This window comes from Thiohalophilus thiocyanatoxydans, assembly GCF_004366735.1.
Taxonomy (GTDB): domain Bacteria; phylum Pseudomonadota; class Gammaproteobacteria; order UBA6429; family Thiohalophilaceae; genus Thiohalophilus; species Thiohalophilus thiocyanatoxydans.
In genome coordinates, this window is sequence record NZ_SOQX01000004.1 from 47799 (window position 1) to 62483 (window position 14685).

The following is a 14685-nucleotide window of genomic DNA, read 5'->3' on the forward strand; positions in this document are numbered from 1 at the left end:
CATGTGGTACCGTATTGGTCTGTTTCTGGTAGTCGGAACGTTAGCCGTGGCCGGTTGCCAGTCGATGTCGCAACCGGAGCACCCGCCGTTTGCCGATATTCACCTGCATTACAACTGGGATCAGGATGAAATCTATACCCCGGAACAGGCGATCAAGGAGCTTGAGGAACACAACGTGGTACTGGCAGTGGTTTCCAGCGTCCCGTCTGATATGGCGCTCGAACTGGCCGATCTGGGCAAGGACTGGATCGTGCCGTTTTACAGCCCGTATTATGATGCCGGCAATCGACTGAACTGGTTTTACGACGAAAAAGTTGTCGACAAGGCTCGCGAGGCCCTGGCCAGTGGGAAATTTTACGGGCTGGGCGAAATGCATCTGGTGGCCGGTGCCGGACCGCGGCGTGACAACCCGGTTTTTCTCGGGCTGCTGGAACTGGCCAAAGAGTATGACGTACCCGTGAATATCCACACCGATTCCTCTCGCTACGAGTACATGTTATCGATTTGTGAACAGCATCCCGAGGTAGTTTTTCAATGGTCCCATGTTGGCGGCATTCTGCAACCGGAGTCGATTACGCCGGTGATGGAGGCCTGCCCCAACGTCTGGGCGGATATGTCGGCCCGCGATCCCTGGCATTATGGTGATTTCGTTAAAACTACCGGGCCGATCCCCGATGAATGGCGTGAATGGCTTATTCGTTTTCAGGACCGGATTATGGTCGGTACCGATCCGGTCTCGGGCGGGCACGAGGTGTATACCTGGTACGAGGCGGATAACGGCTGGGATCATTATGCCCGCCTGTATAACTACCATCGCCACTGGCTGGATCAGTTGCCACCCGAAGTGGAAGAGAAAATCCGGCTGACCAATGCCCAACGGTTTTTTGACTACGCGTTGCAAAAGATGAATCAGTGAATTATTCGTTTACGCCGATCGGCATTGTCCACTCCTGTTTCCCCGACAAGTTCGGTGTACCGCGCCAGCCGCAACTGGCGCCGGCGGCGACCGGCCGTATAGAACTGTTGCCACCCTATAACCGGGAGGAAGCGGTACGGGAACTGAACGGCTTTTCCCATATCTGGGTGGTGTTTGTGTTCCACGAGGCCAAACGGGAAGTCTGGAAGCCGACCGTGCGCCCTCCACGGCTGGGGGGGAATCGGCGAGTCGGGGTTTTCGCCAGCCGTTCCCCGGAACGGCCCAACCCGATCGGCCTCTCCCTGCTGACACTCGATGGTATGCAAACCGGTGAAGGTGGGGTGATACTGCAGGTGAGTAACCTGGATCTGATCGACGGCACGCCGGTACTGGATATCAAACCCTATGTCCCCTATGCCGACAGCGTTCCCGACGCGCGTGCCGGATTTGCCCCGCAGGCGCCGGACAAACGATTGCCGGTTAATTTCTCGGAGACTGCCCGACAGCAACTTCAGGCATTAAGCGCTAACTACCCCGACCTGCCTACCCTGGTCGAACAGGTGTTGCAACAGGATCCGCGTCCGGCCTATCAGGAGAAGGCCGTCGACAGCGAACGGGTGTTTGGTATGTGTTTGTACGATCTGGAGATCAAATGGCAGGTGCAAAACGACGTGGTGCAGGTGATAGAGGTGAGAGCTCAATAGGCGTTTTGAGTAACCGTCCATTTTACTGAGTAGCCTGGAACAAGGAGCAATGCGACGGATCCAGGGGTTTGCCCGTTTATTGATTTACCTGACCAGATCAATCTCTCGCAGAGACGTTTATGCCCGTTGTTTGGGTGCCAAGGCGCAAAGAACCATTATTTTCTACTTTGCGTCTTGGCATCTCTGCGAGAGAAATTGAGTCTGGTATATCCGTCTGCACTGCTCTACAGTGCGGCCGGATATGGGTCAGTGTACAACCGGGGCGGGCTCTTTCTCCTGCGAGAGATCCCGGGGCATGGGCGAGGCGTGGTGCAGGATCATCTTCCAGCCGGCGGGGGTCTGTTCATAGACATTGGTGACGACAAACTGAAACACCTTCTCGGTCTCGTCCTGAACATGAATATTCTCGATCAGGGTATGGATCGCGGTCTGCCGGCCCTGATGGATCGCGATGTCTGACAGCTCGATGATAACGTCGCCGGTGTTTTTCAGGATGGTTTCCCAGCTTTTGATGATCGCCGGGGTGCCGAGCAGGCGATCGCCCATCGGGTGCACACAACTGGTATGCGAGGCGTCCAGCCAGATGCCACGCATGGCCGCCAGATCCCCCCGGCTGAAGGCGGTATAAAAGGCGTTTTCGGCCTCGGTAGAGGTTACAAAATCGGTTGATGACATGGTGTTCCTGCAGGTTTCAATTTCCTGGCGAGTTTAGCGAATATTGCCCGTCGGTGCCTGGATGCACCTGGTGGTGATTGTTGGTCAGTATCCTGTAGCAGGTCAATGGAATATTTTTACTGTGTACTCTGTCTGAATAGTATGGAGGCGGTTTATTTCCCTGTTGATCGCGGGGTCGTTATGGAGCCTGAGAGCGCGGCCTGCTGGAACCCGGTATCGGTTGTTCTGTCGAATATAATAGAATGCGGATGTTGCGTGGCTGTCATTATTAAATTCCAAGGATTATAGCGTTATGTTGTTACGTGTTACTGATTTGTGGCGCCTGCTTGTGTTGTGCCTGGCGTTTGTTCCGGCCCTGGTCGTGGCCGAGAGTCCGTTCAAGGACATGTCCGGTGAGACTCGAACGGTTGAGGAATTCACCGGCGAGGGTAAGTGGACGGTGGTCATGATCTGGGCATCCGATTGTCATGTCTGTAATCGTGAAATCCATAATTATGTGGACTTTCATTTTGTCCATGCGGATAAGGATGCACGGGTGCTCGGGATCTCGATCGACGGCTGGGCGGGGAAAGATGACGCGGCGGATTTCATTGAGCGTCACAAGGTTGATTTTCCCAACCTGATAGGCAATGTCGATGCGGTAGCCGACTGGTTTATGCGACAAAGCGGGGCACGTTGGGCCGGCACGCCGACTTTCCTGCTGTATAACCCCGAGGGTGAGCTCAAGGCCCAGCAGGTGGGCGCCGTACCGGTGGACCTGATTGAAGAGTTTATCAGCGACCCCGCCCGGTCGGCCGCGGCCGCCGACTGACACGGAGGCCGTTGATTCGCTGACCATCCCTCTTCACCGCCCCGATGCCAAGGTGGTGGTGCATTCCGCGGGACGCGGCTATCCCGCCGCTCTGGTCGAAATACCCCGCTGGCCTGGCTGCATGGTGAACAGCCGTACCGTCGGGGGCTGGTCCTGTCATCCGCCCGGCTTTAGAATAGTTGTTTGTTAACCCGAGGGAGTCGAGCATGAGTGACAAGGTCGCCGTGATGGTCAATGGCCAGGCAGAGGTTGAATTTGACCGGAACAAGCCGCTGACCGATCTGCAAAAAACCTATCTGGATAAAATGGATCAGGAAATGGACAAGGGCATTCATCTGTCCGGCGAAGCAATCGCCCAGCCGGATCAGATCCAGCGGGCCAAATTCGTGGCCAATGCCCTGCTGGAGTCGATTCAGAGTGAGGATGAGCCGCGCATTGCCGCGACCTGTTCCTGGCTGGCGGTCCGTTTGCCGGAGCTTAAACAGGTTCGTGCCGATCTCAAGGACGAGAGTTTCAGCATTGATCTGGTCTTTGATCAGGAACACAAGAATCAGGTCCAGGTCGCTTTCGACCCTTCCGCCAGCAAGAGCAGTTTCCACTGAAGGGGAAATCAAGCCGACTCCGGCCTTGCGCGGCGGAAGCCCGGTGGGTGAGGGCGTGCCGGTTTCCCGTTTCGGCTTCAAAGCCGTTTAAGATCGGTAGTCTGCGGGTCGGATGTTTGCCATAGAAGAGCGGGAACAGTTGACCGATCCCCAATTGCCGGTTAATTTCTGGAAACGGATGTCAGCCGTCGATGACGGGCTGGCGCAGCGACAAAACAGAACAATCGGGTCAATCAGAATAATAAAACCGGGCAATATACCATGAAGCAGTTTTTAATCGATCTCAAACCTCTGCGGATAGCACTGATCATCTGCGCTCTGTTGACCATTGTTTTGCAACCGGAACCCGGAACCTCTCCGGTCTATCATGGCCGGGAGATGGTCTCGACCCTGCTGGTGCCGGTTCTGGCGCCGCTGTTTTTTATGCTGATGATGCTGGACTCTCTGATAGCCACGCTCTGGCACAGTCAGACAGCCGGTGAAGAACAGCAACGTTATCGGCGCATTCGTAACACGGATCTTATAATTGGCGGTTTGCTGTTGTTATCCTGGCTGCCTTACTTCATTGCCCTGGTCAACTAAGAGAGATAATAAATGGCGCTTTTGCTACAGAAGACCGATGACGGTGCCGGCATAAAACTGCCAATTGACAAGCAACGAATCACCATCGGCCGGCACAGCAGTAATGATATCAGCCTGGAAGATGAGCTGGTCAGCAAGGAGCATGCGGTCGTCGAGGTGATGCAGGCGCCGGATGAAAGTGGCCGGATCGAATTTATGATCCAGGATATGGAATCCACCAACCGGACCTATGTGAACGATCATGCCATCTCGCTGCATAAACTGCGACATGGTGACATTATCCGTATCGGCATCAACCAGTTTATGTTTGTTGACGAGGCTGACGGCGAGATGGACGAAACCGCCCAGCTCTACAAGACCTGGATCCCGGGCGTGTTCTACACCGGCAAAAAGAAAAAAGCCAAGAAAAAAGCGGCCAAGAAAAAAACGTCAAAAAAGAAACGCTGATCTTCGATATCCAGTTAACCTGCCAGAGAAAAGATCTCAACGCAGAGGCGCTGAGGCGCAAAGGAGCGCAGAGAATAAAATAATGTTGGGTTTTGAATGATGATTAATAATCGTAAGTCGTAAGTCGTAAATCAGAACTCAGCACTCAGCACTCAGCACTCAGAACTCAGAACTCTCCCTTCGCGCCTCTGCGTTGGATTTTGAACTCTAGAATCCGGCGTGTTGTTCGATGAAGTCCCGGATATAGCCGGCGGTTTGCGCACCGCTGAACCGGGCCTGCTCCTCGCCATGACGAAACAGGATGATAGTGGGAAAGCCCCGGACCTGGTAGCGGCCGGCCAGTTTCATGTTCTCGCCGTCATCCACCTCGATCTTGCCCAGCTGTACCCGCCCGGCGTACTCGGCAATGACCTGTTCCAGTACCGGGGCGATGCTGATGCAGGGTGGACACCATTCGGCCCACAGATCGACCAGTACCGGCCGGGCGTGGGAGGCAGCCAGGACTTTTTGATCGAAGTTGTCCAGATCGACGGTAAAGATATCGGGTGGCATGTCAGCTATCTATGAGTTGTGAGAGGTGGCAAAAGGCTGACGATTATAATGAGCCGGGCGGCGCAAGTCACGGGTTGCCCCTCTACCAGGGGCGACGACGGATGTGCAGACGATACAGCCCGCGCGACATCAGCACATTAATCAGCATGAACAACGGCGGGACGAGCAGGATTTCCTGCCAGCCGAGCCCAAGGGGTTGGTAGAGGACCAACAGCGGAAGCAGCGCCTCGGGGAGTTGATCCAGACCAGGTGCCGCCGCACCCGGCGTTAGCTGCCGTCGGCGTTTAATGAAGCTGGCCAGCAGATCCCCGAGCATACTCAGTGCGCCGAACAGGGCACCCAGCCATAACGGCAGATTCAGCAGCCAACCGGCCGCGGCGGTCAACAGCACGGCGGCGATCAGTCCGCGCCAGGTCTTGTGATCCCCGAACAGCTGCCGACCGTCGGCCAGATGGTGATCGGCATCCAGGGGGCGGTGCCAATGGCGTATCCCGGGCAGCCAGCGCACCAGAATCGGCGCGCCATTGGCTACCAGGAGTAAAAACAGGCACAGTAGAATCGTCATAGCAGGCATGTTAGCGGGCAATGCCCTTTCCCACCAGTGGGTTCAATGGATTGCCGGGGCCATTACAAATGACGCGAAACTGACTACGATTACCAGTGAGAGAAATAGTTGCGAGCGTCTCCCCGACGAAAGTTGCCGGGAGAAGGGTCGTGTTGCAAGGGAGGTATTGATTATGTCGGAAAACCGTTGCGCCTTCAGCGCGCCCCAGATCGCCGAGCAATATGTCTGCCGTCTCGGCCAGCAGGTCGTACGTCGTGGCGGAACCGAGGTAGCCTGTTCCGACAACGGGGCCTGTTCCCGTTGCGAAGCGGTACTCGAGTGGCTCAAGCAGGTCAGCTTGCCGGTGTTCGGCGTGGAGGACGATCTGACCAGCATGCCGCACAGTGTGCTGCAGAAGATCCAGTTCGGGAGCTTGTCCGGTTTGCAGGAACTGCTGGATAGCGAACCTGATGAACGTGTGGATATTGATGCCCTGCTGACCCGGGCGGCGGAGCAGTATGGTGGTATAGACAGCTTGCCCTATACCGATTTAGTTGAGACCATCACCCATTACAAACTCAAACGACGACAGCACCGCCGTTGAAGGTGCACGCGCCAGGAGCAAATTGATGTCTTTACCGCAGGAATTACAAGTGATTGATCAAAAAATCGGCGATGGCGAGGAAGCCGTCAAGGGCAAGCTGGCTGCCGTTCATTATCAGGGCTGGTTATATGATGACGAAGCGGAAGAGAACAAGGGCTTTGAGTTTGACAGCTCCCGCACACGCGAACCGCTGACGATTCCGCTGGGTGCCGGGGTCGTGGTCAAAGGGATGGAAGAGGGTGTGATCGGCATGAAGACCGGCGGTCTGCGTACTATCATCATCCCGTCGGAGCTGGCCTATGGCGACAAGGGCGCCGGCAACGTCATTCCGCCCGATGCGGCGTTGATCTTCGAAGTCGAACTGATGGACGTGCGGGGGTAGGGAAGAAAGAGATAATTTTGAATGTTGAGTTCTGAATTTTGAATTGCGGTTCACGATGAATTCAAAATTCATCATTCAGAATTCAACATTATTTCCCGCCCTCTGCGTTAATGCTCTTTATGCAGAAAAAAGGGGAACCCGTGGGCCCCCCTTTTTGTCTGGTGTCACGACAGACGGTCAATCGTCGCTTTTGCGTTCGTTGGCGACGTTGACTTTCAGCTCACGGCCGTAGAATTCCGTGCCATCCAGTGCCCTGATGGCATTCTTGGCATCCTTGCGTTTCATTTCGACAAAGCCGAAGCCGCGCGGGCGGCGGGTGGCCCGGTCGGTCATCAGACGGACGGCGTGGACATCGCCATACTCTTCAAACAGCTTGCGCAGGGCATTGGGCGAGGCCTTGAAGGCCAGATTGCCAACAAATATGGACTCGACCCGGGTGCTGGAAGCCGGGTATATCCGGGTGCTGATCAACAGCATGCCGAGCAGGGCGCCGGCGAGGATGCCGTAGGTGAACAGTCGTTGAGCGGGGACCTGTTCAAGCGCGAACAGCGGAAATGCAAAATAGGCGACCACGGCCAGTATCAGACTGATCAGGATGATTTGTATTATCGTTTTGAGTGTCGGGAATTCGAACTTCATATCACTCCATCGCATGTTGCAGATTGTTAACGGGACTCCGCCGTTGCAGGAGATAGTCACGGTGAGGCGGAGCACGGATCGGCTTTCCCGAGGGAAGCGGAGGGCATTTTACACTTTCCTGGCGTGCGCGTCTCGGAGGATGTCCGCGGGACAGGGGGCGTATTTTCGGGCTATGCTTTGCACAGCCGGTGTTGACTAAAGAGCGGACGGCAATTTCTTTTGCCGCGGGCTTTCGGGGTCGCGCTATAGCGTGGTTGATTGATAACCAAACAGGATAATTCATGTCACAAGGCGATCTGGTCGCTCACCGCGGTTATCCCTTTCGTTATCCCGAGAATAGTGTGGCCGGTGTGCAGGCGGCGCTGGCAGCCGGAGCACGTTATGTCGAAGTGGACGTGCAACTGAGTCGCGATGGTATCCCGCTGCTGTTTCACGATCGCGATCTGCGTCGTCTGTGCCGCCAGCCCGGTGCCGTCCATGATTACGACTGGAATCAGCTGCAGACGTTTACTCTGTATGGGGAGACCGATCAGCCGCTGCAGGTTGCCCGGGCGCCGCTGGCGGCGCTGAGCGATCTGGTGGCGGTGATTAAAACGGCACCGGCAGCGTGTTTTTTTATCGAGCTCAAACGGGTGGCGGTGGAGCAGTTCGGGGCGACGGCGGTGGTGGACGCGGTGCTGCCGATCCTGCAGCCGGTGGCCGGGCAGTGTTGCGTCATCTCCTACAATCTGCCGGCCCTGCAGCAGGTGCGACAGCGTGGTGAGCTGCCGATTGGCGTGGTGGTCGATGAGTGGGCAACACGCCATGATCCGGCCATCGTCGAACTGCAGCCCGAGTTTCTGTTCTGCAATCTCGCTTCATTGCCCGCCGATGAGCCGGTGCAGCTGCCCGGCGCCCGGCTGGTGGTGTTTGAAACCGTGGATCCACAGCAGGCCCGTCAACTCATGGCCCAGGGCGTGGATCTGGTGGAAACCTTCGCCATCGGCGAGATGCGTCAGCAACCGGGACTGGCGGGCGAGTGAGCGCGATGGATTACGATGTGCTGATCGTCGGCGGCGGCATCCAGGGAGTTGGCGTGGCCCAGGCCGCGGCGGCCTGCGGTTACCGGACGCTGCTGCTGGAGCAGTCGGCGCTGGCGGCGGGCACCTCCCGCCGTTCCAGCAAACTCATCCATGGCGGGCTGCGCTATCTGGCGTCGGGGCAATTCGCCCTGGTGCGCAAGTCCCTGCGCGAACGGCGTATTCTGCTGAGCGTCGCCCCGTCGCTGGTGCAGCTGACGCCCTTTTATATTCCCGTCTATCGCCAGAGCCGGCACGGTCCCTGGGCCCTGCGCGCGGGCCTTACCCTCTATGCCCTGCTCGGCGGCCTGGATCGCCAGGCCCGCTTTTCCCGGGTGCCTCGCGCGCAGTGGCCGCAACTGGACGGCCTGCAACAGCAGGATCTGCGCGCGGTTTTTTGCTATCAGGATGCCCAGACCGACGACGCGGCCCTGACCCGCGCGGTGATGGCTTCGGCACAAGCCCTCGGTGCGCAGCTGCAGTGTCCGGCACAGTTTGTAAGCGCTAACATTGATGGCGAGGGGGCGACGCTCCGTTATCGACAGGCCGGGCAGGAACACACCGTGCGCGGCCGGGTGATGGTCAACGCAGCCGGCCCCTGGGTGGCGCATGTCCTGGCCGACGTACAGCCGACGCCTCGCCGCCAGGCGTTTGATCTGGTGCAGGGAACCCACATCGTGGTGGCCGATCCGCCGCCGACAGGGGTGTTCTATGTGCCGGCGCCGCAGGACGGGCGCGCGGTGTTTGTCATGCCCTGGCACGGCCAAACCCTCATCGGCACCACCGAAACCGCCTATGAGGGTGATCCGGCGCAGGTGGTGCCGCTGGATTCGGAGATCGCCTATCTGCAGCAGGTGTATCGTCACCATTTCCCCGCCGCGCAGGCCCGGGTGGTGGAGAGCTTCGCCGGCTTGCGGGTACTGCCGCAGGGTGACTCGAACCTGTTCGACCGCCCACGGGATGTCCTCATCGATACCTCCCTGCCGCGTCTGCTGACCCTCTACGGCGGCAAGCTGACCGGTTACCGGGCCACGGCCCAGGAAGTCATGCGCACGCTGCGACCCTGGCTGCCACCATCGAAGCAATGTCGTGATACGGCAACGTTGCCTCTGGATACTGAGTGCTGAGTCCTGAGTCCCGAGTCCCGAGTCCCGAGTCCCGAGTCCCGAGTCCCGAGGGACAGCGGGGAAATGCCCGATACCGCTTTGCTATATTGGGCCTACCTGATCAGGTTCTAGCTCCTGGCTCCCAGGGGTAGGCCGGACAGAGCAAAGCGGTGTCCGGCAATCCGGGGAAATACCCGATACCGCTTCGCTATATCGGGCCTATGATCAGGTTCTAGCTCCTGGCTCCCAGGGGTAGGCCGGACAGAGCAAAGCGGTGTCCGGCAATCCGGGGAAATGCCCGATACCGCTTTGCTATATCGGGCCTATGATCAGGTTCTAGCTCCTGGCTCCCAGGCGTAGGCCGGACAGAGCAAAGCGGTGTCCGGCAATCCGGGGAAATACCCGATACCGCTTTGCTATATCGGGCCTATGATCAGGTTCTAGCTCCTGGCTCCCAGGGGTAGGCCGGACAGAGCAAAGCGGTGTCCGGCAATCCGGGGAAATGCCCGATGCCGCTTTGCTATATCGGGCCTACCTGATCAGGTCTAGCTCCTAGCCCCTAGCCCCCTCTGCCCAGGGCTTTTTCCATCGCTTCTTGCCAGCTGGTATAGCGTTGCTGCAGGGCCGGGTTCTCTTGCGGTTCGAATTCGCGCCCTGGGCCCGGTTCGGGCCAGTCGGCCGGTTGCCCGGCGAGCAGGAAGGCGCTGCCGCGGGCAGTGGCTTCGCACTCGGCGGGCCGGTAGACCGGGATCCGGCTGAGATCGGCCAGCCGCTGGCAGAGGCCGTCGAGGTTGGCCAGGCCGCCGGTCAGTTGCAGCCGGCGCGCCGGGGCCAGTTGCCGGTGCATGCGCGCCAGATTGATCTGCAGCAAAAACAGGATACTCTCCAGCACCGCAAGCGCCTGTTGATCCGGCTCGCCCTCGCCGATGAAACGGGAGGCAAAATCGGCCCGCCAGTAGGGTGCCCCCAGTCCCGAGACCCCGTTGAGAAACAGCGGCAAGCTTGCCTGCGGTGTGTTCAGCCAGGCGGCCAGTTGCTCCGGCGGGAAGGGATCCCGATCCTGCTGGCGGGCCAGCCAGTCGAGCGCGCTGCCGGCGCCGTTGACCGTCCCTTCGAGCACATACTCGCAGTGTTCGGCCTCCTGCAGAACCAGGCTGCTCAGCAGGCCGGCATCGGGAAGTGGCTGCGCGCCGGTGGCGCGCGAGACGAAGGCGCCGGTGCCCAGGTTGATATAGGCGGTGTCGCGACGCAGCGGCCCATAGGCGTAGAGGGCCGCGGCCTGATCGCCGTTGACCAGCTTCAGCGGCAGGGCCACATCGGCCCCGGCCAGCTGGCCGTATCCGGTGAGATTCGGCACGCAAGGGGGGAGCAGCGGGCGGGGAATCCCGAACAGCGCCAGCAGATCCGGATCCCAGTCGCGCGCCTGCAAAGACCACAGCTGGGTGCGCGAGGCGTTGACCGGATCGGCGCGGGCCTCGGCCTCGCGGGTCAGTTGCCGGGCCAGCCAGGCGGCCATGGGGCCGAGCATCAGGTGTCCGTCGCGTTGTGCCTGCTGGACGGCGGGCAGATTGTCCAGGCACCAGCGCAGTTTGCTGGCGCCGTAGTGGGGCGACAGCGCCAGGCCCGTGCGCTGGTGAATCCAGTCGGCCCGATCCGCGAACTGTTCCAGCCACCGGGCATGGCGGCGATCCTGCCAGCTGATGACGGGACTCAACGGGGTCCCGTCGGCCCGGTTCCAGCAGGCGACATTGGAACGCTGGGTGGCCAGCGCCGCCGCGGCCAGCCGGCGGCGCGCCGTCCCGAGCTGTTGCAGGGCATCCTGCAGACAACGCTGCAGGGAGTCGACCAGTGCGGCGGCGGGGTATTCGGCCCGCGTGTCATCACAGCGGCTCGCAGTCAGGGGCTGGCGGGCCGTCGCGATCTGCCGGCCCTGTCGATCAAACACCAGCGCGCGACTCGAGTGCCCCCCCTGATCCAGACAGAGATAAAGCGGCTCGGCGGTGGGGGTCGTCGCCATCGGTTTTGATCCTCCGGGCTCAGGCGGTTCAGGGGCGCGTCTCCCGCGCGCGTGCTCCGACGGGCCGGGAGGATATGCTAGGCTAGCGGTTTTCAAGAGGGTTGCACAGCGTGGCAAAGAGGGGAACAGAAGACGCAGGTCTGCGCCGGGGCGCTCTGCTGGTTGGCGGCCTCTTGCTGGTCGCCTGTACCCGTACCCCGACACCCCCGGCCGACACTCCGGCCGCGGAGTCAGAGCCGGATTCGGGGCTGGCTGAAGCGGCGCTCATCACGGCCGATCCGCAACTGGGTTTTGCCACCCGCCTGGCCGAAGAGACTTTGAGCCGGATTAGCCGGCAACATGTGACCCCGGTACGGCTCGAGAGCCTCTCCGCACAATTTGTCGAGCAACTCGCCGACGAGCTGGGCGCGGGGCCGTGGCGCGAAGCCCGCCCGACACTGCAGGAGACCACGCTGGCCGGAATCGTGAAAACCCTGCACCAGCATCATCCCGGGCGCCCGATCCTGCCGGCAGTGGAACAGGCCCTGGCCGGGGTGGTGCGACAACTCGACAGCGACAGCATCTACTTTGACCGCCACCAGTTTGCGCTGTTGCGACGTCCCCCGCAGCAGAGCGCCGGTATCGGCGTGTTAACCGCCAGCCGCGATGGCCGGGTGGTGATTGGCGAAGTGATCCGGGGCGGCCCGGCGGAGCAGGCGGGCCTCAAGTCCGGGGATCTCCTGCTCGCCATCGACGGGCAGAGTGTGGCCGGCCAGCCGCAGGATGTGATCCGGACCCGCCTGCACGGGCCGGCCGGTTCCACCGTGGCGTTGCGGGTACGTTTCGATCGGGGCGACATTCGCACTCTCCATCTGCAACGCCAGGCGCTCGAACTGCCCCGGGTCGAAGGCCGCTGGCTGGATCGCGGTATCGCCTATGTGCGCCTGCGGACCCTGTCGCAGACCACGCTGGAGGAGTTCAACGAGATCTTTTTGGGATTGATCCACCGGCAGCAGGCGCCGCGCGGACTGGTGCTGGATTTGCGCAACAATCGCGGTGGGATACTCGACAGCGCGGTCCAGCTTACGGACATGTTTCTGGCCGGGGGGACCATTTTGACAGTGCGGGGGCGTAAGGAATCGGATTCAACCCGTTATGTGGCCCGTCCCCGTTCCGAGATCCTGGAGCAGCGGCTGCCGCTGGCGCTGCTGATCAATGGCGAGACCGCCGCCGGAGCCGAGAGTCTCGCCGCCGCCCTGCAGGATCATCGCCGGGCGGTGATCCTCGGCCAGCGCAGCCGCGGTGAGGGGCGGCTCTATCCGGTCTTTCAGCTGCCGGGCGAGCGGGGACTCAAACTGGCCACCGGACAGCTCTATCGTCCCGCCGAACGGCCGATTGCCGGGCACGGGGTGGTGCCGGATATCTGTTTTGATGACACCCGGGCCCGGCTGATTCCGGATGCGGATGACGCGGCGGCCACCGGCCAATGCGACCGCACGCCGGGGGCGCGGGACGGGGAGGGAGATCCGGTACTCGAGTGGGCGGGCGATCTGCTGGCGGACAAGCGCCTTTACCGGGAACTGCGCGAGGGCCGTCTGGCGACCTTGCCCTCGCCCTGAGCCGAAACCTCAGAGCTGGTGGTTATAGCGCGCCAGCAGTGCCTGGCTGTAATCGCCGGCTGGCAACGCGATACGGACCTGGTAGCCGCCGCCGGGGGCCTCCTGCATCGGTTCGCCCTGGAGGTTCTCCATGTGCTGCAGGGTGAGGGTGCGGTTCCCGTCGGGCGCGATGATCTCCAGCTGCTCGCCGCAGGCAAACTTGTTTTTTACATCCACACTGGCCAGCCCCCGTTCACTGTCGAAGCCGGTGATCTCGCCGACGAAACGCTGCTGCTCGCTGGTCGAATAGCCCGACAGGTAATTCTGATAGGCCTGATCCGGATGGCGCACATAGAAGCCGTCGGTATAACCGCGGTTGGCCAGCCCCTCGAGCTTGCCGTAGAGACTCGGATCGAAGGGGCGCCCGGCAATGGCGTCGTCGATGGCCTGGCGATAGAGCTGGGCGGTGCGCGCCACGTAGTAGTGGGACTTGGTGCGCCCCTCCACCTTGAACGAATCGATGCCGATCTGCGTCAGCCGTTCGATGTGCTGGATGGCGCGCAGATCTTTTGAATTCATGATGTAGGTGCCGTGATCATCCTCGAGGATCGGCATCAGCTCGCCGGGGCGGTTGCCCTCCTCGATCAGATAGGCGCGATCGGCCAGCGGATGGCGCTCGACTTTCTCCTCGGGGAACAGCTCGGGATCGTTGATCGCCGCCATGGCATCGAACTCGATCTTCTGGATATCGCCGCTGACATCCTCCTCGGCATTGTGCATGCCGTAGCTCCAGCGACAGGAGTTGGTGCAGGTGCCCTGGTTGGGATCGCGGTGGTTGAAATAACCGGAGAGCAGGCAGCGCCCGGAATAGGCGATGCACAGCGCGCCGTGGACGAACACTTCCAGCTCCATGTCCGGGCACTGCTGACGGATCTCCTCGATCTCGTTGATCGACAGCTCGCGCGAGAGGATGATGCGCGACAGGCCCAGCGACTGCCAGAACTTCACCGCGGCGTAGTTGACCGTGTTGGCCTGTACAGACAGATGCACCGGCACCTCGGGCCAGCGCTCGCGGACCATCATGATCAGCCCCGGATCGGCCATGATCAGCGCATCGGGTCCCAGCTCGATGACCGGCTCCATGTCCTTGAGATAGGTTTTGATCTTGCTGTTGTGCGGCATCAGGTTGCTGGCCACGAAGAATTTCTTGCCCCGGGCGTGGGCCTCGCCGATGCCGGTGGCCAGGTTCTGCAGGGTGAAGTCGTTGTTGCGCACCCGCAGGCTGTAGCGCGGCTGGCCGGCATAGACGGCATCGGCGCCGTAGGCAAAGGCGTAGCGCATGTTGCGCAGGGTGCCCGCGGGCAGTAACAGTTCCGGATGCGACATAATTGATGGACCAGTCAAGTTGATTAACCGTGTATGGGACTCAATTATAACGGATTTCATCGGGTACAATGACGCGAATATCA

The 14685-nt window shown here is 60.3% G+C and carries 17 protein-coding genes; 11 read left to right on the top strand and 6 right to left on the bottom strand.

Annotation, left to right across the window (positions count from 1 at the left end):
* Position 1: 1 nt before the first annotated feature.
* Complete coding sequence (locus EDC23_RS08450) at positions 2-916, top strand: amidohydrolase family protein (RefSeq protein ID WP_134083495.1); 915 nt, start codon at positions 2-4, stop codon at positions 914-916.
* Positions 913-1620, top strand: a complete 708-nt coding sequence (tsaA, locus tag EDC23_RS08455) for a tRNA (N6-threonylcarbamoyladenosine(37)-N6)-methyltransferase TrmO (protein ID WP_134083498.1) — start codon at positions 913-915, stop codon at positions 1618-1620. Before EDC23_RS08450 ends, tsaA begins: the two co-directional genes overlap by 4 nt.
* 246 nt (positions 1621-1866) lie before the next feature.
* Here tsaA and EDC23_RS08460 read toward each other — a convergent pair whose 3' ends face one another.
* Positions 1867-2295 carry a nuclear transport factor 2 family protein gene (locus EDC23_RS08460; protein WP_134083500.1) on the bottom strand — a complete coding sequence of 143 codons (429 nt, stop codon included), beginning with the start codon at positions 2293-2295 and terminating at the stop codon, positions 1867-1869.
* Between the two features lie 292 nt (positions 2296-2587).
* Between EDC23_RS08460 and EDC23_RS08465 the strand changes: the two genes are divergently transcribed.
* From EDC23_RS08465 to EDC23_RS08480, 4 genes are all read left to right on the top strand, one after another.
* On the top strand, positions 2588-3106 hold the full coding sequence (locus EDC23_RS08465) for a peroxiredoxin family protein (protein WP_134083502.1): 519 nt from the start codon (positions 2588-2590) through the stop codon (positions 3104-3106).
* 206 nt (positions 3107-3312) lie between these two features.
* Positions 3313-3708, top strand: a complete 396-nt coding sequence (locus tag EDC23_RS08470; protein ID WP_134083505.1) for a hypothetical protein — start codon at positions 3313-3315, stop codon at positions 3706-3708.
* A 261-nt stretch (positions 3709-3969) separates the two neighbouring features.
* The gene (locus EDC23_RS08475) at positions 3970-4290 is read left to right on the top strand and encodes a hypothetical protein (RefSeq protein ID WP_134083508.1); all 321 of its coding nucleotides are present in this window, start codon (positions 3970-3972) and stop codon (positions 4288-4290) included.
* A 12-nt stretch (positions 4291-4302) separates the two neighbouring features.
* A complete protein-coding gene (locus EDC23_RS08480; RefSeq protein ID WP_134083511.1) occupies positions 4303-4737 on the top strand; it encodes an FHA domain-containing protein in 435 nt (144 codons plus the stop codon).
* A gap of 207 nt (positions 4738-4944) precedes the next feature.
* Here the strand turns inward: EDC23_RS08480 and EDC23_RS08485 are convergent, their stop codons facing one another.
* Positions 4945-5289, bottom strand: coding sequence for a thioredoxin family protein (locus tag EDC23_RS08485; RefSeq protein ID WP_134083514.1), 345 nt, complete (start codon positions 5287-5289; stop codon positions 4945-4947).
* Positions 5290-5371: 82 nt separating this feature from the next.
* The gene (locus EDC23_RS08490) at positions 5372-5854 is read right to left on the bottom strand and encodes a CDP-archaeol synthase (RefSeq protein WP_134083516.1); all 483 of its coding nucleotides are present in this window, start codon (positions 5852-5854) and stop codon (positions 5372-5374) included.
* 172 nt (positions 5855-6026) lie between these two features.
* Between EDC23_RS08490 and EDC23_RS08495 the strand changes: the two genes are divergently transcribed.
* Together EDC23_RS08495 and EDC23_RS08500 are read left to right on the top strand one after the other, a co-directional pair.
* On the top strand, positions 6027-6437 hold the full coding sequence (locus tag EDC23_RS08495; protein ID WP_134083519.1) for a hypothetical protein: 411 nt from the start codon (positions 6027-6029) through the stop codon (positions 6435-6437).
* Between the two features lie 49 nt (positions 6438-6486).
* Positions 6487-6819 (top strand): FKBP-type peptidyl-prolyl cis-trans isomerase, encoded by a 333-nt coding sequence (locus EDC23_RS08500; RefSeq protein ID WP_243830749.1) that lies wholly within the window; start codon positions 6487-6489, stop codon positions 6817-6819.
* 177 nt (positions 6820-6996) lie between these two features.
* On the opposite strand, the gene EDC23_RS14250 is transcribed toward EDC23_RS08500, so the two are convergent.
* A complete protein-coding gene (locus EDC23_RS14250; RefSeq protein WP_243830750.1) occupies positions 6997-7458 on the bottom strand; it encodes an RNA recognition motif domain-containing protein in 462 nt (153 codons plus the stop codon).
* Between the two features lie 281 nt (positions 7459-7739).
* On the opposite strand from EDC23_RS14250, the gene EDC23_RS08510 reads away from it, so the two are divergent.
* Both EDC23_RS08510 and EDC23_RS08515 read left to right on the top strand, forming a co-directional pair.
* Positions 7740-8480, top strand: coding sequence for a glycerophosphodiester phosphodiesterase family protein (locus EDC23_RS08510; RefSeq protein ID WP_134083523.1), 741 nt, complete (start codon positions 7740-7742; stop codon positions 8478-8480).
* A gap of 5 nt (positions 8481-8485) precedes the next feature.
* Positions 8486-9643 carry a glycerol-3-phosphate dehydrogenase/oxidase gene (locus tag EDC23_RS08515; RefSeq protein WP_134083912.1) on the top strand — a complete coding sequence of 386 codons (1158 nt, stop codon included), beginning with the start codon at positions 8486-8488 and terminating at the stop codon, positions 9641-9643.
* A gap of 538 nt (positions 9644-10181) precedes the next feature.
* On the opposite strand, the gene EDC23_RS08520 is transcribed toward EDC23_RS08515, so the two are convergent.
* The gene (locus EDC23_RS08520) at positions 10182-11639 is read right to left on the bottom strand and encodes an FGGY family carbohydrate kinase (protein WP_134083525.1); all 1458 of its coding nucleotides are present in this window, start codon (positions 11637-11639) and stop codon (positions 10182-10184) included.
* A 110-nt stretch (positions 11640-11749) separates the two neighbouring features.
* On the opposite strand from EDC23_RS08520, the gene EDC23_RS08525 reads away from it, so the two are divergent.
* The gene (locus EDC23_RS08525; RefSeq protein WP_166668814.1) at positions 11750-13237 is read left to right on the top strand and encodes a S41 family peptidase; all 1488 of its coding nucleotides are present in this window, start codon (positions 11750-11752) and stop codon (positions 13235-13237) included.
* A 9-nt stretch (positions 13238-13246) separates the two neighbouring features.
* Here EDC23_RS08525 and trhP read toward each other — a convergent pair whose 3' ends face one another.
* A complete protein-coding gene (gene trhP / locus EDC23_RS08530; protein WP_208321330.1) occupies positions 13247-14602 on the bottom strand; it encodes a prephenate-dependent tRNA uridine(34) hydroxylase TrhP in 1356 nt (451 codons plus the stop codon).
* Positions 14603-14685 lie beyond the last annotated feature (83 nt).